The organism is Pararhizobium gei, from assembly GCF_029223885.1.
Lineage (GTDB): Bacteria > Pseudomonadota > Alphaproteobacteria > Rhizobiales > Rhizobiaceae > Pararhizobium > Pararhizobium gei.
Genome location: NZ_CP119409.1, coordinates 1352108 through 1372845, shown reverse-complemented (window position 1 = coordinate 1372845; position 20738 = coordinate 1352108). Strand labels below are relative to the sequence as shown.

The 20738-nt window shown below is 61.8% G+C and carries 19 protein-coding genes; 14 read left to right on the top strand and 5 right to left on the bottom strand.

Annotation, left to right across the window (positions count from 1 at the left end):
* Window positions 1-34 precede the first annotated feature (34 nt).
* The 9 genes from PY308_RS06420 to dxs all read left to right on the top strand — a co-directional run bounded on the left by PY308_RS06420 (window position 35) and on the right by dxs (window position 8750).
* On the top strand, window positions 35-715 hold the full coding sequence (locus tag PY308_RS06420) for an energy-coupling factor ABC transporter ATP-binding protein (protein ID WP_275789351.1): 681 nt from the start codon (window positions 35-37) through the stop codon (window positions 713-715).
* Complete coding sequence (locus tag PY308_RS06415) at window positions 709-1314, top strand: energy-coupling factor transporter transmembrane component T family protein (RefSeq protein ID WP_275789350.1); 606 nt, start codon at window positions 709-711, stop codon at window positions 1312-1314. Before PY308_RS06420 ends, PY308_RS06415 begins: the two co-directional genes overlap by 7 nt.
* A gap of 47 nt (window positions 1315-1361) precedes the next feature.
* Complete coding sequence (locus tag PY308_RS06410) at window positions 1362-1925, top strand: biotin transporter BioY (RefSeq protein WP_275789348.1); 564 nt, start codon at window positions 1362-1364, stop codon at window positions 1923-1925.
* Window positions 1926-1934: 9 nt separating this feature from the next.
* A complete protein-coding gene (locus PY308_RS06405; RefSeq protein WP_275789346.1) occupies window positions 1935-2927 on the top strand; it encodes a zinc-dependent alcohol dehydrogenase family protein in 993 nt (330 codons plus the stop codon).
* Window positions 2928-2990: 63 nt separating this feature from the next.
* Window positions 2991-3917: a histone deacetylase family protein gene (locus tag PY308_RS06400; RefSeq protein ID WP_275789344.1), complete on the top strand. Its 927-nt coding sequence runs from the start codon at window positions 2991-2993 to the stop codon at window positions 3915-3917.
* 2 nt (window positions 3918-3919) lie between these two features.
* On the top strand, window positions 3920-4183 hold the full coding sequence (locus PY308_RS06395; protein WP_434064207.1) for an exodeoxyribonuclease VII small subunit: 264 nt from the start codon (window positions 3920-3922) through the stop codon (window positions 4181-4183).
* A 128-nt stretch (window positions 4184-4311) separates the two neighbouring features.
* Entirely contained in the window at window positions 4312-5685 is a 1374-nt protein-coding gene (locus PY308_RS06390) for an APC family permease (RefSeq protein ID WP_275789340.1), read from the top strand.
* Between the two features lie 71 nt (window positions 5686-5756).
* A complete protein-coding gene (locus PY308_RS06385; RefSeq protein ID WP_275789339.1) occupies window positions 5757-6680 on the top strand; it encodes a pirin family protein in 924 nt (307 codons plus the stop codon).
* A 159-nt stretch (window positions 6681-6839) separates the two neighbouring features.
* Window positions 6840-8750 (top strand): 1-deoxy-D-xylulose-5-phosphate synthase, encoded by a 1911-nt coding sequence (dxs, locus tag PY308_RS06380; RefSeq protein WP_275791038.1) that lies wholly within the window; start codon window positions 6840-6842, stop codon window positions 8748-8750.
* Window positions 8751-8766: 16 nt separating this feature from the next.
* On the opposite strand, the gene PY308_RS06375 is transcribed toward dxs, so the two are convergent.
* Entirely contained in the window at window positions 8767-9876 is a 1110-nt protein-coding gene (locus tag PY308_RS06375; protein WP_275789337.1) for an OpgC family protein, read from the bottom strand.
* Window positions 9877-10084: 208 nt separating this feature from the next.
* Here PY308_RS06375 and PY308_RS06370 point away from each other — a divergent pair, with 208 nt between their 5' ends.
* Both PY308_RS06370 and PY308_RS06365 read left to right on the top strand, forming a co-directional pair.
* The gene (locus tag PY308_RS06370) at window positions 10085-10876 is read left to right on the top strand and encodes a TlyA family RNA methyltransferase (protein ID WP_275789335.1); all 792 of its coding nucleotides are present in this window, start codon (window positions 10085-10087) and stop codon (window positions 10874-10876) included.
* Complete coding sequence (locus PY308_RS06365) at window positions 10873-12123, top strand: class I SAM-dependent RNA methyltransferase (protein ID WP_275789334.1); 1251 nt, start codon at window positions 10873-10875, stop codon at window positions 12121-12123. The genes PY308_RS06370 and PY308_RS06365 overlap by 4 nt, the downstream gene beginning before the upstream one ends.
* Window positions 12124-12163: 40 nt before the next feature.
* Here the strand turns inward: PY308_RS06365 and PY308_RS06360 are convergent, their stop codons facing one another.
* The 3 genes from PY308_RS06360 to PY308_RS06350 all read right to left on the bottom strand — a co-directional run bounded on the left by PY308_RS06360 (window position 12164) and on the right by PY308_RS06350 (window position 15929).
* Window positions 12164-13234, bottom strand: coding sequence for an extracellular catalytic domain type 1 short-chain-length polyhydroxyalkanoate depolymerase (locus PY308_RS06360; protein ID WP_275789332.1), 1071 nt, complete (start codon window positions 13232-13234; stop codon window positions 12164-12166).
* A gap of 134 nt (window positions 13235-13368) precedes the next feature.
* The gene (locus PY308_RS06355; protein ID WP_275789330.1) at window positions 13369-14121 is read right to left on the bottom strand and encodes a crotonase/enoyl-CoA hydratase family protein; all 753 of its coding nucleotides are present in this window, start codon (window positions 14119-14121) and stop codon (window positions 13369-13371) included.
* Between the two features lie 26 nt (window positions 14122-14147).
* Window positions 14148-15929, bottom strand: coding sequence for an acyl-CoA dehydrogenase family protein (locus tag PY308_RS06350; protein ID WP_275789328.1), 1782 nt, complete (start codon window positions 15927-15929; stop codon window positions 14148-14150).
* A 194-nt stretch (window positions 15930-16123) separates the two neighbouring features.
* Between PY308_RS06350 and PY308_RS06345 the strand changes: the two genes are divergently transcribed.
* The gene (locus PY308_RS06345) at window positions 16124-17116 is read left to right on the top strand and encodes a transporter (protein ID WP_275789326.1); all 993 of its coding nucleotides are present in this window, start codon (window positions 16124-16126) and stop codon (window positions 17114-17116) included.
* A gap of 65 nt (window positions 17117-17181) precedes the next feature.
* Here PY308_RS06345 and PY308_RS06340 read toward each other — a convergent pair whose 3' ends face one another.
* The gene (locus tag PY308_RS06340; protein ID WP_275791037.1) at window positions 17182-17676 is read right to left on the bottom strand and encodes a BA14K family protein; all 495 of its coding nucleotides are present in this window, start codon (window positions 17674-17676) and stop codon (window positions 17182-17184) included.
* Between the two features lie 171 nt (window positions 17677-17847).
* Between PY308_RS06340 and PY308_RS06335 the strand changes: the two genes are divergently transcribed.
* On the top strand, window positions 17848-18825 hold the full coding sequence (locus PY308_RS06335) for a glycoside hydrolase family 25 protein (RefSeq protein WP_275791036.1): 978 nt from the start codon (window positions 17848-17850) through the stop codon (window positions 18823-18825).
* Between the two features lie 191 nt (window positions 18826-19016).
* Window positions 19017-20684, top strand: coding sequence for a beta strand repeat-containing protein (locus PY308_RS06330; RefSeq protein ID WP_275789325.1), 1668 nt, complete (start codon window positions 19017-19019; stop codon window positions 20682-20684).
* Window positions 20685-20738: the final 54 nt, after the last annotated feature.

The following is a 20738-nucleotide window of genomic DNA, read 5'->3' as shown; positions in this document are numbered from 1 at the left end:
AGAGCCGTGGCAATCGACCAACGGGGGATGCGGATTGGACATAGGCTTTTTCAGCGCATCGGTCGCTTTTGGCGGACGCACGGTTCTGGAGCCTCTGAACCTGACGCTCATCGAACAGCGCATCGGCGTCATCGGCCTCAACGGCTCCGGCAAGACCACCTTCGCGCGGCTGATCAACGGCCTGGTCAAGCCGACGCAGGGCACGGTCGTCGTCAACGGACTGGACACGGTCAAGGACGACCGGGCCGTGCTCGCAACGGCCGGTTTCATCTTCCAGAATCCGCAGCACCAGCTCATCATGCCGATCGTCGGCGAAGATATCGGCTTTGGCTTGAAGAACCGCGGCCTGACAAACGCCGAGATCGAACGGAAGACGGCCGCCGTGCTTGAGCGTTTCGGCATTTCGCATTTGGTCAAGCGGCGCGTGCATGAATTGTCCGGCGGCGAAACGCAACTGGTCGCCATCGCCAGCGTGCTCGTCACAGGGCCGGCGATCCTGATCCTCGACGAGCCGACGAACCAGCTGGATCTGAAAAATCGCCGGCTTGTCAAAAACACGATTGCGTCTCTCGATGAACAGGCGATCGTCATCAGCCATGACCTGCCGCTGATCGAGGAGATGGATCGCGTGCTTTTGTTTCACGAGGGGCGGCTTATTGCGGATGGAGCGGCTTTGCCGACCATCCAGCGCTATCGAGAAGTGGCCGGATGCTGAAAAGTCTCTACGTCGAAGGCGATACGCTGCTTCACCGGCTCTCCGTGCGGGTCAAGCTGACCACGCTGATGCTGGCGAGCATCCTGCTTTTCTTCGTCACCTCGCCTGTGATCCTGTCTGTCGTCCTCCTCGTCAGCCTCGGCCTCTATCTCAGCCTGGGCCTGTCGCGACGGGATGCGATTTCGCGGGTCGGCTGGATCGCAGCGACCATCGTCATTCTCGCGCTGGCCACATGGTATTTCGATGGCGCGGCCCTCGCCCTGGCGCTGGCCTTCCGGCTGATGGCCCTGGTGCTTCTCGCAGCGGCGATAACAGCGACGACGCCGATCGGCGCCTTCATGGACGAAATCACCGTCCTGCTGCAGCCGCTGGAACGGTTCGGGCTGGTGCGCGCCGCCGATGTCGCACTTGCGCTTGGCCTGGTGCTGCGGTTCGTTCCCGAAATTCTCGACCGCTATGAGAACATCCGCGAGGCCCACCGGGCGCGCGGCCTGCCGATAAAACCCTTGACCCTCTTCGTGCCGCTGATCATCCTGACGCTCAAGGATGCCGATATGATCGCCATGGCGATTGACGCACGCGGATTCAGACGGCAGTAAACAAGAAGTTCCTCATAAAAGAGACTGATTCGACATTGGAGACGACCATGCCCACCAGAGACCTCGTGCTGATTGCACTGTTCACCGCGATCATCGTCTTCCTCGGCATCATTCCGCCGATCACGCTCGCCTTTATCCCCGTTCCGATCACCGCCCAGTCCATGGGCGTCATGCTGGCCGGGTGCATCATCGGCGCCAAGCGCGGCGCGCTTGCCTATGTGCTGCTCATTCTCCTGGTGGCGATCGGCCTGCCGGTTCTGTCAGGCGGGCGCGGCGGTTTGGCCATCCTTGCCGGCCCGACAGCCGGTTTCATCGCCGGCTGGGTAGCCGGAACCTATGTCACGGGGCTTGTTGCCGAGCGTCTGGTCAACGAGAGACAGACCGGCGTACGACAGATGATCGGCTTCTTCATCGCCTCGCTGGTCGGCGGCATCGGCGTCGTCTATCTGATGGGCAATCTCTGGCTCTCCTTCCAGACGGGAATGAATCTCGGCACGGCCTTTACCGGTTCGCTTGCCTTTATTCCGGGCGACCTCCTGAAAGCCGGCATCGCGACGCTTGCAGCCCGCAGCATCCTCGTCGGATACCCACTTCTGCCGCAGCGCGCCTGATCGCATCGAATGCAGGAGGGTCTTGCTGCCTGGGTGACCGAATACGGCAGGCCGGAGGATGTGATCCGGCTTGCCGATCTCCCCCGTACCGCCCCCGGGCCAGGAATGATCGAGATCGCCGTCGAGCAGGCTGCGATCAATCCATCCGACCTGATCCCGGTGACGGGCGCCTACAGCAACCGTACAACCTTGCCATTCGTCCCCGGATTTGAAGGTGTCGGGACCGTCAGCCGCATTGGATCCGGCGTGAAGACCCTGAAGCCAGGCGATCGCGTGCTACCGCTCGGTGCCAGCGGTCTCTGGCAGGCTTTTCTCCTGCGCCCGGTCGAGTGGTGCTTTGCCATACCGGAAGATCTGTCGAACGAGCAGGCAGCGACCTCTTACATCAACCCGATGACGACACTGCAACTGCTTGAGAGACTGAGAGAGCATTTTGGCAACGGCTTCGGGATGGATGGCCGGAAGATCGCGATAACGGCAGCTGGATCGGCTATCGGACGAATGCTTTTGAAGACACTCACGGCCGAAGGCGCTCAGATCACCGCCATTGTTCGCAGCGCTGAAACGGCCGAGAGCCTCCGCGCGTTTGCCGGTATCGACATCATCACGACTGGCGCCCGGCCTCCCGGCGGCGACGTCAGCCTCGATGCGGTGATCGACGCCGTCGGCGGCGATACTGGCGAAAAACTGCTGCGCCACAACGTCATGCCCGGCGGTCTCTTCCTGCAATATGGCGCATTGAGCGGCATCCCGATTCCGCCCTCGGCAATGGCAGCGCGGCCGGATGTGCGCTTTTCCTACCTCTGGCTGCGGTCCTTCGTCCATGCCGCCGACCGCGCGACACTCGAAGCGGCGCTTCGGACCTGTTTCGATGGCAGCCGCTCCGGGGCGTTGCGCAGCGACATTGCAGCCACCTATCCGCTGTCGCGCCTCGGCAACGCACTTGCTCACCAAAAGGCAAAAGACCGCCGCGGCAAGATTCTAATCGACCCGCGTTGTTGAAAACACAGCAAATGCCCTACCTGTGGCATGGACCTTCCGACCGCGAAGCCATAGGTTCCCGCCATGACCACCATCCTGTTTGAAAATCCGATCTTTCTGGAACACAAGGTTCCCGAGGGTCATCCTGAGCGGCCCGACCGGCTGAAGGCGCTTAACCAGGCGCTGGAGCACGAGCGATTCCAGCCTCTGACGCGGCTGAAGGCACCGCAGGGCAACGAGGATTTCGTACTGCTGGCCCATCCGGAAGAGCACCTGCGGATGGTGATGTCGGTCATCCCGGAGGAAGGCATCCATTCCTTCGAGGCCGACACCCATGCGAGCCCGGCCAGCCTGCAGGCGGCCCTGACGGGAATCGGCGGGGCGATTGCCGCCGTCGATGCGGTATTTACCGGCAAGGCCGACAATGCCTTCGTCGCCTCCCGTCCGCCCGGCCACCATGCCGAAAAGAACAAGGCGATGGGCTTCTGCTTCTTCAACAATGCCGCCATTGCCGCACGGCATGCGCAACGCGCCCATGGCGCCGAGCGCATCGCCATCGTCGACTGGGACGTGCACCACGGCAACGGCACGCAAGACATCTTCTGGGATGATCCCTCCGTGCTGTTCTGCTCGACGCACCAGATGCCGCTTTACCCCGGCACCGGGGCCAAGGACGAGACAGGCGCAGGCAACATCGTCAATGCGCCGCTGTCTGCGGACACCGGCAGCGACCATTTCCGCGAGGCCTTCACGTCCCGCGTGCTACCGGCGCTCAAAGATTTTCGTCCGGATTTCATCATCATATCGGCGGGGTTCGATGCCCACCACCGGGATCCGCTGGCGCAGATCAACCTCGTCGCCGACGATTTCGACTGGGCGACGGGCCGACTTCTGGACATTGCCGGAAAGACCGCCAACAACCGCGTCGTCAGCCTGCTCGAAGGCGGCTACGATCTTCAGGGGCTGGCCGAATCGGCAGGCACACACATTTATCGCCTGATGAGAGGATGATCATGACCACCGCTCCGCAAACCGCCGCACCGGCCGAAATTTCTTCCCTCTCCTTCGAAAAAGCCGTCGAGGAACTTGAATCGATCGTTTCCGCGCTCGAGCGTGGCGACGTGGCGCTGGACAGATCGATCGAGATCTACGAGCGCGGCGAAGCCCTGAAGAAACACTGCGAAGCACTCCTCAACGCTGCCGAAAACCGGATCGAGAAAATCAGGCTCGATCGTGCCGGCAAGCCGCAGGGCGTCGAGCCGCTCGACGGGGAGTGAACGACGCCCCCTTTGCCCGGCGTGCACTTTTGCGCGTTTCTCTTTCAACAACTCTTCTCTTTGCATTTTCCGCCTCTAGTTCGGAATGAAGACTGCGGCGCGGTTGCCGCTTGGTGCGGGAGAACGGAATGGAACAGCCTTCGGCAACGACGGAACGCCCTGAGAGACATCAGCCCGAACTGAAGCGGGTGATGGGACCGGGGCTCCTGCTTCTTTTCATCATTGGCGATATTCTGGGAACCGGCATCTATGCCCTGACCGGACAGGTTGCGGCTGAAGTCGGCGGCGCTGTATGGCTGCCCTTCCTCATTGCCTTTGCCGTCGCTCTTCTGACAGCCTTCAGCTATCTCGAACTGGTGACGAAATATCCAAGGGCCGCCGGAGCCGCACTCTACGCTCACAAGGCATTCGGCGTGCATTTCATAACGTTTCTCGTGGCTTTTGCGGTCATGTCCTCTGGCATCACCTCGGCATCGACGGCGGCGCGCGCCTTCGCCGCCAACTTCAGCGGTTCACTCGGGCTGGATTTCGGCGACTATGGCATTCTGGCGCTAGCGATCCTGTTCATGGGTCTTGTCGCGGCGATCAATTTTCGCGGGGTCGGCGAGAGCGTCAAGCTCAATGTCGTGCTGACGATGATCGAGCTTTCCGGCCTCCTCGTCATCATTGTCATCGGCGTGTGGGCCATCACCGGCGGGCAAGGCGATCTATCACGCGCCTTCACCTTCACGCCGCCCGGAGACAGCAGCGTGTTCTGGTCGGTGACCGCCGCCACGACACTCGCCTTCTTCGCGATGGTCGGCTTCGAGGATTCGGTCAACATGGCCGAGGAGTGCAAGGATCCGAGCCGGATTTTCCCAAAGGTGCTGCTGACCGGTCTGGTGATCACGGGCATCATCTACGTGCTGGTCTCGATCGCCGCCATCGCGCTCGTCCCGGCGGCAGAACTCGCCGAGGGCGAGACGCCTCTGCTGAAGGTGGTGCAGGCCGGCGCGCCGAACTTTCCGATCAGCATTTTCGGGATCATCACCATGCTGGCCGTTGCCAATTCAGCCTTGATCAACATGCTGATGGCAAGCCGCCTGATCTACGGCATGGCGCGGGAAAATGTCGTTCCCCCCGTGCTCGGCGGCGTGCATGCGGAGCGCCGCACGCCTTATGTCGCGATTGGCTTCACCACGCTTCTGGCGATCGGGCTTCTGATCTTTGCCGGAAGCGTGCCGCAGCTGGGCGGAACCACGGCGCTGCTGCTTCTTTGCGTGTTCGCCATCGTCAACATCGCGGTGCTCGTCCTGCGCAAGGACACCGTCGCGCATAAACACTTTCGCACGCCAACCATCGTTCCGATCCTCGGTGCCATCAGCTGTGCTTTTCTGGCGGGGCCCTGGACTGGACGGGATCCGATCCAATATGCCATCGCCGGCAGCCTGCTTGGCATCGGCGTCGTGCTGTGGATGGTCACGGTCGGCCTCATGCGGCGCATCAGTCAGCCTGCGGTCTAAAATCTAGGGGCAGGACAGAAGCGAGGACATGCGGTAAGCTTATGGGTATCGCTACCAGAGAGACTCACTTCATGTCCTTCTTTCCCGGAAACGACCCTGAGGCCGGCGATGCGCCGTCCTGCGATGCCATCGAGCATCTGATCATCCCGCGCACCAGCGATATCGGCAATCTACAAGTGCGGCGCGCCCTGCCCTCGGTGAAACGGCGGCTGGTCGGGCCGTTCATCTTCTTCGACCGCATGGGGCCGGCTCTCCTGAAGGCGGATCAGGCGCTCGATGTGCGCCCGCATCCGCATATCGGGCTATCGACGGTGACCTATCTCTTCGATGGTGAAATCAAGCATCGCGACAGCCTGGGCACCGAGATGGTCATCAAGCCGGGCGACATCAACCTGATGACGGCCGGCCGCGGCATCGTCCATTCCGAGCGCTCGCCGGAAAAGCTGCGCGGCTCACCCCAGTCGATTTCAGGCCTCCAGACCTGGCTTGCCCTGCCCGACAGCCACGAGGAGATCGACCCGGTTTTCAGCCATACGGAGAAGGGCGCGCTGCCTGTTTTCGATACGGACGGCATCAAAGGTCGCGTCGTGATCGGAAGCTTCGAAGGCATGATCTCGCCGGTCTCGGTCTTTTCCGATACGATCTATGTGGATCTGACGATCGAGCCGGGCAAGAGTGCGCCCTTCGGGGCGCACTGGGAAGAGCGCGCGCTTTACATCCTCTCGGGCGAAGCAATCATCGCGGGCGATCATTTCGCCGACAACCAGCTGCTGGTGTTCCGGGCCGGCGACGCGATTACCGTCACTGCCGGGCAGCAGGGCTGTCACGTCATGCTGTTCGGCGGCGCGGCCATGGGCTCGGCCCGGCATATCTGGTGGAATTTTGTCTCCTCATCCAAGGAGCGCATTGATCAGGCGAAGGAGGAATGGCGCACCGGCCGTTTCGACATCGTGCCAGGGGACGAGGAAGAGTTTATTCCTTTGCCGGAGCGGTAATATTCGTTAAACTCTTGGTTTGCGCCGCAAGAAACCCATTTTTGCAATCCATGCCGATTCTGTTATGGACGCGGCTCAGCGGACAACCACACTTACGATCGCGGCTTTGGCGCGCGGTAACGAAGGCCTTTCAGCGTGACACAACTGCCAGTTCAGCCCATGCCGGCGACTCCCCTTCTCGATCAGGTTGTTTACCCCGACGATTTGAAGAAGATCGACGACAAGGATCTCAATCAACTGGCAACGGAGCTGCGCGCGGAAATGGTCGATGCCGTGTCACGCACGGGCGGTCATCTGGGTGCCGGCCTCGGCGTGGTCGAACTGACGATCGCCATCCACAAGGTGTTCAACACCCCGCATGACAGGCTGATCTTCGATGTCGGCCATCAATGTTATCCCCACAAGATCCTGACCGGCCGCCGCGACCGCATCCGCACGCTGCGTCAGGAAAACGGGCTGTCCGGCTTCACCCGGCGGGCCGAGAGCGAATATGACCCGTTCGGCGCCGCCCATTCCTCGACCTCGATTTCGGCAGGTCTCGGCATGGCCGTCGCGGCCGACCTGTCGGGCGAAAAGCGCAATGTCATCGCCGTCATCGGCGACGGCGCCATGTCGGCGGGCATGGCCTATGAGGCGCTCAACAATGCCGGCGCGCTCGATGCGCGGCTCATCGTCATCCTCAACGACAATGATATGTCGATTGCGCCGCCGACCGGCGCCATGAGCGCCTATCTGGCGCGGCTTGCCTCGGGCCGGACCTATATGGGCTTCCGCGACCTGGGCAAGAAGCTGACAGCCTATCTCGGCAAGAAGGTCGACCGGGCGATCACCCGCGCCGTCGAACATGCGCGCGGCTACGTCACCGGTGGCACGCTGTTCGAGGAAATGGGGTTCTACCACATCGGCCCGATCGACGGCCATTCCTTCGAGCATCTGTTGCCGGTTTTGCGCAATGTGCGCGACAATTCGACCGGGCCGGTGCTCATTCACGTCGTGACGCAGAAGGGCAAGGGCTATCCTCCGGCAGAAGCGGCGGCCGACAAATATCATGGGGTCAACACCTTCGACGTCATCACAGGCGCGCAGGCGAAAGCCAAGCCCAATGCGCCCGCCTATACCGCCGTCTTTGCCGAAGCCTTGACGCAGGAAGCCGGCTACGACGACAAGATCGTCGCCATTACCGCCGCCATGCCCTCCGGCACCGGCCTCGACAAGTTTGCGCTTGCCTATCCCTCGCGCTGCTTCGATGTCGGCATTGCCGAGCAGCACGCGATTACCTTCGCCGCAGGACTGGCCGCCGAAGGCTACAAGCCCTTTGCGGCGCTCTATTCGACCTTCCTGCAGCGTGGTTACGACCAGGTGGTTCATGACGTGGCAATCCAGGGATTGCCGGTGCGTTTCCCGATCGACCGGGCAGGCTTCGTCGGCGCCGATGGCCCGACCCATGCGGGATCCTTCGATACGACCTATCTCGCTACCCTGCCCGGCTTCGTCGTCATGGCGGCCGCCGACGAGGCAGAATTGAAGCATATGGTGCGGACCGCGGCGGCCTATGACCAGGGCCCGATTTCGTTCCGCTATCCGCGCGGCGAAGGGGTCGGCGTTGAAATGCCCGAGCGCGGCCTGATTCTGGAGATCGGCAAGGGCCGGGTTATGAAGCAGGGCTCCAAGGTGGCGCTGCTGTCCTTCGGCACCCGGCTTGCCGATTGCCTGCTGGCGGCGGAAGATCTCGATGCCGCGGGGCTTTCGACGACCGTGGTCGATGCCCGTTTCGCCAAGCCGCTCGACCGCGACCTGATCCGCCAGCTGGCGCGCCATCACGAGGTGCTAATCACCGTCGAGGAAGGCGCCGTCGGCGGTTTCGGCAGCCATGTGCTGCAGTTCCTGGCGCATGAGGGCCTGCTCGACAATGGCCTGAAGATCCGGCCGCTCGTGCTTCCCGATGTTTGGATGGAACAGGCGAAACCCGAGGTCATGTATGCCAAGGCGGGTCTCGACCGGGCCGGCATCGTCTCCACCGTGTTCCGCACGCTCGGTCAGAAGGATCTGGGTATCGGGGCTGCCGGCTGACGCCTACCGGTGCCTTTCAGGCTGTGGGATTGGCCACGGCCTCGGGACGGGCCGGTGGTCTGCGGGTCTGCCGTCTTTTTTCCAGCATACGGCCGAGGCCGAGCTGCAGCGCGCATCCTGCAATCAGAACCAGCATTTGTACGGCGACCGGCATGTCCGGATTCAGTCTCATCATAACCATGGAGCCGCAGGACAAAAGCACGCCGGCTGAAAACACCGGCAGGCTGTGACGGCCGGCTGCAACCAGCATTGCAAAGACCGGGCTGTCGGCGGCCCGCTTCACGGCCTGGATGTTCCAGGCGAGGTAGAGGATCGCAAGGGCATTGATGATCCGCAGCGGTCCCTCGTTGGTTTTCGATACGAACTGATGCAGGAGGTTCGAAAACGGCAGGTCGGCAAGCTCGAAATGTACGACGATGTTTGCGGGAATCGCCAGGATTGCAAAGACGGCGGCCAGCCCGAACACCGCACGATGGTAGCCGAGGATCGGATTGCCGCTTTTCAGGCGGATGCCGAGCACGACGCCAATCGTGAAGATCAGTTGCCACGACAAGGGATCGAAATACCAGTGTGGCGGCTGAAGAGCGAGGTTCGGGAGGTTCAGATGGCCGAGCCCGGCAGCCAGCCACAGTAGGACCGATAGGCAAGCGAGCAGCATTTTCGAGCGGTCGTGAAGGACGAAGATGAAGGGCGCCAGCACGAGCAGGACCACATACATCGGCAATATATCGAGATTGCCCGGCATGTAGGCCAGAAAGATCGCCTCGACCGCATGCTCGCCCGGGGCAGTCCAGAAAACCGCGATGTCGAGGGAGCGCAGCTGATCTCCAAACATCAACAGCAGCCAGGCAGACAGCGAAACCATGACACCGAACAGGAGAAGATGGACCAGATAGAGCCTGAAGGCCCGACGCCACGGTCGCTCCAGCTGGAGGCCGGCGCCGGGACGGTAATAGGCCAGCGCGGATGACAGGCCGGCGAGGAGCACGAAGGTTTCCGACGCATCCGAAAAGCCACGAGCATTCTGGAAGACGGCCGAGAAGGTGAATTCCGCATGACCGATGAAGATCAGCAGAAGCGACAAACCTCTGAGGAGGTCGATCCTGTTTTCCCGGCCTATGCCCATCGACCCCTCCGAACCGCTTCATCGCGGACGCCAATCGGGTCTTAACGGATAAAGCTTAGAAATCCGTTTGCGCTTCCGCTTCAGTTTTAGCGATTCGTCAATAACCGTGTCGTTTCGGGATTTCCCGGTCGCTCGTCATTCGACATTTATTTGACCCCGCGAAACCGGCACGGCTTGCCATCCCGGCTGCGACACGCCATGAAACCTCATGTCCAACGAACCGAAAACATCCGTCCGCCTCGATCAGCTGCTGTTGAACATGGGGCTTGTCGCCAGCCGCTCCCGTGCCCGCGACGCGATCCAGCGCGGCACCGTCACCGTCAACGGCCGCGTCGTCGTCAAGCCGAGCGCCACCTTTCCGGAAGATGCAGCAATCGCCATCGACGATCCGGTGCAGCCCTATGTCTCGCGCGCCGCCCTCAAGCTGAAGGCCGGGCTTGAGCATTTCAAGCTGTCCCCCGAAGGGCTCGACTGTCTCGACATCGGCGCCTCCACGGGCGGCTTCACCGAAGTCCTGCTTCACCACAACGCGGCCCATGTGATTTCCATCGATGTCGGTCACGGGCAGTTCCACCCGCGTCTGGCCGCCGATCCCCGCGTGACCAATATAGAGGGTCTCAACGCCCGGGTTCTGGATGAAGACACACTCGACGGGCGCTCGATCGGCTTCGTCGTCTCCGACGTCTCCTTCATCTCGCTGAAGCTCGCCCTGCCCCCGGCGCTCGACCTGGCGGAGCCCGGCGCCCATTGCATTCTTCTGGTCAAGCCGCAATTCGAGGCAGGCCGCGAGGCCGTCAGCAAGGCCGGCCTGCTCAAGGATCCGGACAGCGCGCCGCAGGTTGCGGCCGAGCTGGAGCGCTGGCTGGTGGAAGAGATGGGCTGGGAAAGCCTCGGCCTCATCCCCTCGCCGATCCATGGCGGCGACGGCAACGAGGAGTATCTGCTGGCAGGACGCAAGCCCGCGGACGACGGTGCGCTCTTGGAAGAAGACGACGTATGAGCATGGAAACGCTGACCATCGAGAAACTGGGGCAATCCGGCGACGGCGTCGCCCGTGGACCTTTTGGCCCGGTTTATGTGTCCTTCACACTGCCCGGCGAAACCGTGGCGCTCGCCGTCAACAAGGACAGGGGCACCGTCATGTCCATGTCCGATCTCTCGCCGGACCGGGTCGCGCCCAAATGCCGGCATTTCGGGCCGGACGGCGAAAACGGCGCCTGCGGCGGCTGCAGCCTCCAGCATGCCAGCGATAGCCTTTACATCAGCTTCAAGCGGCAGCTCGTGGTGGATGCGTTGAAATCCAAGGCACTGGCAGCGGACGTCGCGGAACTTGTCCCCGCCTTTCCCGGTGAACGCCGTCGGACGGTGTTTACGGCCCGACGCACGGAGAAAGAGCTGCTGCTCGGCTATAGCCAGGCGGAAAGCCACCATATCGTCGCCATCTCGGAATGTCCCATCGCAAGCCCGGGCATCGTCTCGCGGCTTGCAACCATCCGCACTGTCGCCAACGCCATGGCCGTCAATGCCGAGCCGTTCCGCGTCACCGTGCTGGAAACGCTTTCTGGCCTCGATCTCGCTTTCGAGGGCACCAAGGCCATGGACGACCGGCAGCGGCGCATGGCCGTCGAGACGGTGCTTGCGCAGCGCAGCATCGCCCGGCTCAGCCTCAACGGCGAAATTCTGGTCGAACCGATGAAGCCGATGATCGAGTTCGGCGGCGTGCCGGTCTCGCCGCCCCCCGGCGGCTTCACCCAGGCGACAAAGCCCGCCGAGGACCGAATGGGGGATCTGGTCACGGCGCATCTTGGCAAGGCCAAGCGCGTCGCCGACCTGTTTGCCGGTTCGGGCACGTTTTCTCTCAGGATCGCCAGAAAGGCGCGTGTCCACGCTGTGGAAGGCGACGACAGGGCGTTGAGGGCGCTGGATTTTGCAGCCCGCAACACGCAGGGCCTAAAGCCGGTCACGGTGGAGAAGCGCGACCTCTTCCGCAGGCCGATGATGGCCTCGGAGCTGAAGTTCTACGACGCCGTGGTCTTCGATCCGCCGCGCGCGGGCGCCGAAGCACAGGCAAAGGAAATCGCCCGCAGCGGCGTAAAGAAAGTCGTTGCCGTCTCCTGCAATCCGGTGACGCTGGCCCGGGACCTGCGCATCCTCGTCGATGCCGGATATCGCATCACCAGTGTGACCCCCATCGACCAGTTCCTCTGGTCGTCCCATGTCGAAACAGTCGCGACGCTGGAGAAATAAACGCGCAAACGATCCACGATGCGCGCAGCCACAACAGTCCTTATTCAGCCGCCTGTTTCATCACGGACAGCATGGCCGGTTTCTTCAATCCCCAGGCCGTCGCCAAATGCATGGATGAGGATATGCCGGCATCCAGCATGAAGGGGCCGGCGGTGTCGGCGCGTGGCCGCAGGGCGGAGCGCGGCTTCAGGGGCGTGCCATGCCCCATGCCATTGATCAAGTAAAGCTCGACGGCGGCGTTTCCCGCCTTGTCCTTCCAGACCTTGCGGACATGTCCTTCCACCTCGCTCTGAGTGACGGCGCCGGCATCAAGGCCGTGGACATCAAGCCATTGCGCCACAAGGGCTTCGGCGTTGGACAAGTCGACCGTCTGGTCATGCGTCCCGTGCCAGATCGACACCGCCGGAAATTTACGGCTTGCCGGCGCCGCGGCGCGCACGAGATCGCCCCATTCCGCTGCCGAACGCTCGGGCGCCGTCTTCATGGCCGATAGCGCCCGCTGGACATCGCGCGCCGCGCCATAGGGCAATCCGGCGATGATGCCGCCGGCGCGAAAAAGATCCGGATAGGCCGCCAGCATCGCCGCCGCCATGGCACCACCCGCCGACAGGCCGGTCACGAAGACACGCTTGCGGTCGATGCCGTGGGCGGCCGCCATCTTGGCGATCATCTGGCGGATGGACATGACCTCGCCCCGATCCCGCGCGACGTTGCTCGGCCGGAACCAATTGAAACACAGATTGGAATTGTTGGAGCGGGTCTGCTCCGCATAGACCACCGCAAAACCGCGCTCGCGCGCCAGCGTGGACCAGCCGCTTCCCCGGTCGTAGGCCTCGGCCGTCTGCTGACACCCGTGCAACACCACAACCAGCGGTGATTTCCTCGGCAGTTTTGGCGGGACATAGCGCAGCATGCGCAGGCGGCCCGGATTGCTGCCGAAGCTGGTGACCTCTTCCAGTCGCGCGCTGGACACGGGCTTGACTGCCAGGGACGCGGGAGAGGCGGAACCAAGAGCCTTGCGCGTAACCTTGACGGCTTTGGCAATGTTTTTTTCCCAGCGCCGGTGCTGCCTGAGCATATCGGAAAGGGAAAATTTGAAACGCGACGGCATGGACGAATCCCTGGTTTGGACGGCATGCCTCCAGCGCCGAATTTCCTCCACGACAACATCTTGCAATATGGGCCTTATCCTCGATCCGGCAAGGTGGGATGGCACAATGAATCGAGAGTTCAGGGATGTACCCATCAGCGGCGCATGAAAGCCTCGAAGGCCGCGCGGGCTTCCGCGCTTTTCAATTGCGCCGCAAAATGTCCGGCTTCTTCGTCGATCCGCGCCAGCACGTCGGCGCGGTCGCCGCGAATCAGGCTGCGGGCGATGCGGAGCGCTTCCGGCGGCTTTGCCGCAAGCCCCGCCGCAAGCGTCAAAACCCCGGTTTCAATCGCATCGGCTTCGGTGATTTTCCAGATCAGCCCTGCTGCGAGTGCCTGTTCGGCCGTGAAAGGCTCCCCTGCGGCCAGGAGCGCGAAGGCCCGCTGGTGACCGGCGAAGCGCGGCACGATCAGGCTGGATGCGGCCTCGGGCACGAGCGCCAGATCGACGAACGGCGTCCTGAACAGCGAGCGCGGCGACGCGATCGTCATATCGCAGTGGAGATGAATGGTCGTGCCGATGCCGATCGCCAGCCCATCGACGCCGGAGACGATCGGCTTTGCAGACGCGGCCAAGGCCCGCAGGAAGGCGATGACCTCCCCACCCATGGTTCCGCCCATGGCAAAGGCCATGAAGTCATTCATGTCGTTGCCTGCGGAGAAACAGCCGTCCGTCCCGAGAAAGGCGATCGCCCGCACAGTGTCGTCCGTGCCGGCAATCGTCAGCGCGCCGGCCATCTTGGCATACATGGCCCGGGTGATGGCATTCTTCTTGGCCGGCCGGTTGAAGCGGATGACCTGAACGCCGGGATAAGCGTCCGGGCGCTGGATGAGGACGTCGTCGGTCATGATGGTCTCCGTTTTCGGGCGGCAAATCAGGCCAGTGCGATGCGCGCGGCAGCGAGACTTGCCGCACCGCCGATTATCCTGTTTTTCAAGGCGGCGGTTTCGGCCAGCAGATTTTCCGCAGCATAGCGGGCAAGCGCGATCCGCATGGCCCTGCGGCCATCACCGGCGTCCGCCAGTCCACCCCTGGCGAGGTAAATACCGGTCAAGGTCAGTCCGAACAGTTTTTGATAGGCCGTCGCACCGGCAAGGGCTTCGGCAGTGTTCTTTTCCGACAGGCGCGCGAGCAGCCATTCGGTCGTCTGTTCGAGATCGCCGATGGACCGTTTCAGCCACCCTGCGGTGTCACCGAACTCTTCCAGGTTCGACGATTTCACCTCATCGGCGACATCCTTCAATTCGGCGATGAGGCCGCGCACATGACCGCCATCCGAAAGGGGGAGCTTGCGGGTCACGAGGTCGATTGCCTGTATGCCGTTGGTGCCCTCGTAGATCGGCGCGATGCGCGCGTCACGCAGATAACGGGCGGCCCCCGTCTCCTCGATATATCCCATGCCGCCATGGATCTGGATACCCATGGAGGCGACATCGACGCCGGTATCGGTGCCGAAGGATTTGGCGATCGGGGTGAGCAGGCTCGCGCGATCCTGCCAGTATCGCGCAGTCTCGCCATCAGCCACATGCGCCCGGTCGACGGCCCGCGCACAGGCAAAGGCGATGGCGCGGGCGCCCTGGGTGAGGGCCTTCATCGTCAACAGCGTACCGGCAATATCCGGGTGCTCGATGATCGGGCTCATGCCGGCCCCCGTCCATCCCGGCGCCTTGCCCTGGGTGCGGTCTCGCGCATAGGCGAGGGCGTGCTGCGTCGCCGCATCGGCCATGGCGACGCCCTGGATGCCAACGGCGAGGCGCGCATTGTTCATCATCGTGAACATGCAGTTCAGCCCCCTGTTCTCCTCGCCGACGAGATAACCGACAGCCCCGTTCTCGCTCCCAAACCTGCCGTCGCCATAGACCATGGTGCAGGTGGGCGAGCCATGGATGCCGAGCTTGTGCTCGATGGAGTGGCAGAACAGGTCGTTGCGGGCTCCGAACGACCCGTCCTCGTTGACGAGGAACTTCGGCACCAGGAACAGCGAAATCCCGCGCGTGCCTTCGGGTGCGCCGGACAGGCGGGCCAGCACCAGATGCACGATGTTGTCGGTGACGTCGTGCTCGCCCCAGGTGATGAAAATCTTCTGGCCGAAAATCCGGTAGGTGCCGTCCTGCCGACGTTCCGCGCGGGTTTTCAGGACGCCGAGATCAGAGCCCGCATGCGGCTCGGTGAGGTTCATCGTCCCGGTCCATTCGCCGGAGATCATTTTCGCGAGAAACACGGATTTGAGCGTGTCGGAACCATGCTTTTCGAGGGCTTCAACAGCGCCCATGGTGAGCATCGGCGCCAGTGCGAAGGCCATGGAGCCAGCGTTCCAGAATTCCATGGCAGCGATATGCAGCATATGCGGCAGCCCCTGCCCACCAAATTCCTCCGGCGCCGTCAGGCTGTTCCAGCCGCCGGCGGCCCAGTTCCGGTAGAGATCGCTCCAGCCGTCCGGCGTCCTCACCGCACCATCGACAAGCGTCGAACCCTGGCGGTCGCCGATTTCGGCGAGCGGTGCAACCTCCTCCGTGGCGAAGCGTCCAGCCTCGCCCAGAATGGCATCGACGAGATCCTCGTCCAGATCGCCGAAGACGCCTTCGGCAAGATCTGCGCCAAGACCGGCCACATATTTGAGTGTGAACAGAATTTCCTCGACCGGCGCCCTGTACATATGGTCTCCTCCCCTGCACGCGACTTCGTTGCTACCCAGTGGCGGCAGCGCTATTATAACGTCAAAAATATTGATTTTTACGTAAACGTCAATATTCGTGTGGTTCCGATGATTGCTGCAGGACAATGCCACTGTAACGAAACTGTCATGAAACGCGCATAAGGCGAAGCTTGGCTTATCCGCGATCAGGCTCCATGAACCTCATTTCTTCCGAAATACCGGGCCTTGTCTGGGCTTACCGCTTCCTGCCCGGAGAGAGCCACTGCGTTCGCATCGCCGCCGACTCGTCCATCGGCGCGCTTGTCGAGGGTGATGGCTGGCTTTGGCTGCATCTGGCGCTGAGCGATGCCCGCACGCCGGCACTGATCGAGCGCATAGTGGACCTGCCGCCAAGTGTGCTGGCGACCCTGACCAGCCACGACACCCAGGCGGCCGTGACCGTTTCGGACGATATGGTCTATGGAACGCTGGTCGATTTCGAGCGCACTTTCGATACGGAAACCAAAACCATCGGCTGGCTGCACTTCGCCGTCACCGACCGGATCATCATCACCACGCGGCTGCACCCGTTGCGCAGCATCGACCGGGTCAAGGCAGCCGTGGAAAAATCCGCCCGTTGCGCAAGGCCAATCGACCTGTTCGAGATGATGGTCGTGGAATTTCAGCGCACGCTGATCAGTCTGGTGCTGGAACTGACGGAAGATCTGAACGTCATCGAGGACGATGTCTATGGCGAGGCGGGCCACAACCACCAGCCTCGGCTGGCCCCTTTGAGACGGACCGCGGTGCGGCTTCATCGGCACCTGCGCACTCTGCTGGCGCTTTTGAGGCGGGCTGGAACGTCGGAGGAAGACGAAGTGCCGCCCGGTTTCATCGATATTGCCGAACGGCTGTCGGACAGGCTTGAAGCTGTCGATCGCGACGTCTTCGCCCTTCAGGAGCGCGCGCGGTTGCTGCATGAAGAAATCGACAGCAAGCTCTCCTCAGAGACCAACCGCCACCTGTATATCCTCTCGCTGATGACGGCCTTTCTCTTGCCGCCGACGCTGGTCACCGGTTTTTTTGGAATGAACACCAGCAACCTGCCCTTCGCCGATGGCATTCACGGAACGCTGATCGCAGGCCTGTTTATCCTGATGTCGATGGGCTTAGCGTGGACGATCTTGAAGAAGATCGGCATTCTCTAGCCGTAAGAAACGAAAAAGCCGGAGACAAATGTCCCCGGCCCGATTTGCGCGAATGATTCAATCCATCAATAGGGCGAGTTGCACTGGCGGCGCGAACCGTAATTCGGCTGATACGTATTGTCGTAAGCGCGGTAGCTGCGATAGCGGTTCGCACACCATTCGACATGGCTTCCGCCATATGCCGCACGCGGCTGCTGCGCGACGGCTCCGCCGATGATTGCGCCCGTCGCAAAGGCTGCAAGCGGGAACCATGCTCCGTTATGCTGACGGTATCCCGGACGGTAGCTGCGATAACCTCGATGACCGTTGTGGTAGGCTCGAGCCTCGCGCAGATTACGGCGATACTCGCGCCGGTCTCTACGATCGCTACGGTCGCGTCGATCGAAGTTGCGACGTTTGCGCCAGTCCTCGCGGTCGCTGCGGTACTGCACGACCTTTACGTCGCCTGCGCGTTCAGCCTGCACGGGAACCTGAATTGGCGTGAAAGCCTGCGAGGGCGTGAAGGACGTGGCGAGCATCGCCGCCGACAAGGCAAATGATGCCAGCTTTAACTTGAACATACCCATAGATGTCTCCGATCATTCTTATTCGACGCGATTGTCTTGCTGTTGGAACGTCACGCTGGCGCTTTAGTTCCATTTCGGTCGGCATTGCCGATGATAATTGACACTTCCCGGCCTCATGATTGCGAAATTAACGGCCTGTTAACCCTGTTTCCGCAGGCTCTGGCGATGGAAAAGCGCTCGATCAGCAGCCTGGGCATGTTTTTCCGCTTCGCCGTCCTTCTCGGCGCCGCGCTGCTTCCGGCCGCGAGCATGGCGCGCGATCTCACGCCCTGGACAACGCCGGCGAATGCGCTCGTCATCGACGCCTACGAACTGAACATCATCGACTGGGAGAAAATGCTTGAGGACAAGCGGATCGCCGGCTTCATTTCGAAATCATCGGATGGACTGCCGGAAAGCTTTTCCTGCACGGCCGGGCACCGCGGCGATACTGTCGCCCACTGCAAGACGATGTGGCGCAAATATGCCGTCAGCCGCGAACTCTACCAGACCCGCCGCCTGATCGCCCGTGCCAACGGCCTGCTCTGGGGGGCCTATCACCTCGCCCGGCCGGGAAATCCGATCGATCAGGCCAATCATTTTCTCGACTATGCCGAACCGCGCGACGACGAAATGATGGTGCTCGACATTGAAGGCATCGACGCGGAAAAATATATGTCCCTGGACGATGCCGGGATCTTTGCAGGACATATCAAGGCAAGAACCGGCCGTTTTCCGACCCTTTACACCAACCACGCCACGGCAAAATATATTGCGGCGAACCGCGACCGCTTTCCCGTGCTATCGCGGCTGCCGCTCTGGTATGCCCGCTACAAGCCCGGCATCAAGGGTGTCTTTCCAATGGGCAACTGGGACAGCTACACGTTGTGGCAATTCTCCTCGGCTTCCAATTGCGGAAAGCGGCGCTGCCCTTATCGCGTTGCCGGAACGTTGAGGGATATCGACGTCAATGTTGCAGCGATGGACGCCGAAACACTGAAGAGCATCTGGGCGAAGGGCGAACTCGTTCCCGAAAAACCCTTCCCGAAACCCTTGCTGATCGCCAACGGGAGGGGCAGCGCCTCGGCGGGAACGGGGATCGGCATCGATCTCACCCTGACGGGATCGATTGACCGCAAAACCAGCGAAATCGCCGCCCGCTAACGATACTTGAGCCGCGACCGCAATCTTTTGGCAAGGATGTCGGACGATTGCTGCTGGCTGTATCCCATATGTCCTTGCTATTGGTGGCCAATCATAAGATAGCTTCCTGATGTTCCCACGCAGCGTCAAGCAGCCCGGCCGAAAGGTCGTCGCGACGCCGGACAAAACCGTTTCCCAGCAAAGACGAGCCGATGGCAACGAAAATTGTAATCAGCAGCAACCGGTCGACCCCGGTCTCGGTCCTCGGATCGAACAGCGAGTTCATCCTTAACAAGGGTGTGACATTCGCTGCGTCGGCAAACAGCATCGTTGCGACCGGCAGCGCCACCAACCGCGACTTTTATATCAACGGCATCGTCACATCCACGACAGGAGCGGTTTTCCGCTTCGGCCAGACTGGCCTCGTCGACCGGACAAGCCAGTTTGTCGTCAGCAGTTCCGGCAGGGTATCCGGCGGCGAAGAGGGGCTGGTCCTCAGCGGCGGTCTCGACATCATCAATGCCGGCACGATCGAAGCCCGTCTGACGACCATTGCGGCGTCGGGCAATGCCACACGGATCGTTAACTCCGGCCTGATCGATTCGTCCGAGGGATCTGCCATCGTCAGTTCCGGGACAAACACCAGCATCATCAATCACGGCACCACGTCGGCAAAGATGGTCGCCGTCCGTGCCAGTGGCGGAAACGTGTCGGTGACCAACAATGGCGAACTGAGTTCGGAAACGTCGACGGCTTTGTATTCGACGGGCGCTTCAGCACTGATCACCAACCATGGAACGGTGACGGCCAAGGGCACGGCGATCCTGTCCTCCGGATCAGCCGCCATCATCACCAATGACGGCAAGGCGCAGTCAGCCACGGACTATGCGATCAAGGCAGCCGGTGGCGAGGCCATCGTCACCAACAGCGGTACGATCAGCAGCGGGTCGGCGGCAGTCGCGATCACCGGAGACGAAGCGATCCTGACCAATGACGGGCTGATTACGGCCTCCGGCTATGCGATCGTCGTTTCTGCCGACGAGGCCATCATCACCAACAACAAGACGATAACGGCAGGTGGCGGCATCAAGCTGTCGGGTGTCGGCGCGGCCGTGACCAATCACGGCACCATCACCGGGACGACGGCAGGAGCGGTCGTCATCGATTTCACCGACGCCTCGGGGTCGAGCCTCCACAACAAGGGCCTGATTTCTGCAAAATCCATGGCCTTCCTCGGCGGCAGCGGCGTCCAGTCCGTCTTCAACAGCGGCACGATCACGGGCTCGATCCAGCTCGGGGGCGGCAATGATTATTTCGACGGCACCGGCGGCAAGGTCAACGGCACGGTCAGTGGTGGCAGCGGCAACGATATTTACCTGGTAAGCGATTCTTCCATAAAGCTGTCGGAGCTCGCCAATGGCGGCACCGATCTTGTCAAATCGTCGGTTTCGCTCTCGCTCGGAGCCAATTTCGAAAACCTCACATTGACAGGCGCCGCCGCCATCAATGCCGCTGGTAACGGACTGGCCAACCAGCTTCACGGCAACAGTGCGGCCAACTCGATCAACGGCCTTTCGGGCAATGACATGATCTGGGGCCATGCCGGTGCCGATATCCTGACCGGCGGAGCCGGCGCCGACCAGTTTGTGTTCAACAAGGGCGATGGCAAGGACATCATAACCGATTTTGCGGCGACGGGATCGATCCACGACCGCCTCGACCTCAGCGGCCTCGACAGCATCACCAGCTATGCCGATCTGGTTAGCAATCATATGACCCGCAGCGGCAGTGACGTTTTCATCAACGGACTGAACGGCGACAGCATTCTGTTGAAGAACGTGACGCTCGCGGCACTCGACGCGGGCGATTTTCTTTTCTGACCGATATCAGGCCGTTTCGAGCAGCGACAGTATCTGCATGGCCGGCATTCGAAG

Coding starts and splice junctions, on each gene's coding strand:
- PY308_RS06415 (WP_275789350.1), top strand. CDS start 709: ATGCTGAAAAGTCTCTACGTCGAAGGCGATACGCTGCTTCACCGGCTC.
- PY308_RS06410 (WP_275789348.1), top strand. CDS start 1,362: ATGCCCACCAGAGACCTCGTGCTGATTGCACTGTTCACCGCGATCATC.
- PY308_RS06405 (WP_275789346.1), top strand. CDS start 1,935: ATGCAGGAGGGTCTTGCTGCCTGGGTGACCGAATACGGCAGGCCGGAG.
- PY308_RS06400 (WP_275789344.1), top strand. CDS start 2,991: ATGACCACCATCCTGTTTGAAAATCCGATCTTTCTGGAACACAAGGTT.
- PY308_RS06395 (WP_434064207.1), top strand. CDS start 3,920: ATGACCACCGCTCCGCAAACCGCCGCACCGGCCGAAATTTCTTCCCTC.
- PY308_RS06390 (WP_275789340.1), top strand. CDS start 4,312: ATGGAACAGCCTTCGGCAACGACGGAACGCCCTGAGAGACATCAGCCC.
- PY308_RS06385 (WP_275789339.1), top strand. CDS start 5,757: ATGTCCTTCTTTCCCGGAAACGACCCTGAGGCCGGCGATGCGCCGTCC.
- dxs (WP_275791038.1), top strand. CDS start 6,840: ATGCCGGCGACTCCCCTTCTCGATCAGGTTGTTTACCCCGACGATTTG.
- PY308_RS06375 (WP_275789337.1), bottom strand. CDS start 9,876: ATGGGCATAGGCCGGGAAAACAGGATCGACCTCCTCAGAGGTTTGTCG.
- PY308_RS06370 (WP_275789335.1), top strand. CDS start 10,085: ATGTCCAACGAACCGAAAACATCCGTCCGCCTCGATCAGCTGCTGTTG.
- PY308_RS06365 (WP_275789334.1), top strand. CDS start 10,873: ATGAGCATGGAAACGCTGACCATCGAGAAACTGGGGCAATCCGGCGAC.
- PY308_RS06360 (WP_275789332.1), bottom strand. CDS start 13,234: ATGCCGTCGCGTTTCAAATTTTCCCTTTCCGATATGCTCAGGCAGCAC.
- PY308_RS06355 (WP_275789330.1), bottom strand. CDS start 14,121: ATGACCGACGACGTCCTCATCCAGCGCCCGGACGCTTATCCCGGCGTT.
- PY308_RS06350 (WP_275789328.1), bottom strand. CDS start 15,929: ATGTACAGGGCGCCGGTCGAGGAAATTCTGTTCACACTCAAATATGTG.
- PY308_RS06345 (WP_275789326.1), top strand. CDS start 16,124: ATGAACCTCATTTCTTCCGAAATACCGGGCCTTGTCTGGGCTTACCGC.
- PY308_RS06340 (WP_275791037.1), bottom strand. CDS start 17,676: ATGTTCAAGTTAAAGCTGGCATCATTTGCCTTGTCGGCGGCGATGCTC.
- PY308_RS06335 (WP_275791036.1), top strand. CDS start 17,848: ATGGAAAAGCGCTCGATCAGCAGCCTGGGCATGTTTTTCCGCTTCGCC.
- PY308_RS06330 (WP_275789325.1), top strand. CDS start 19,017: ATGGCAACGAAAATTGTAATCAGCAGCAACCGGTCGACCCCGGTCTCG.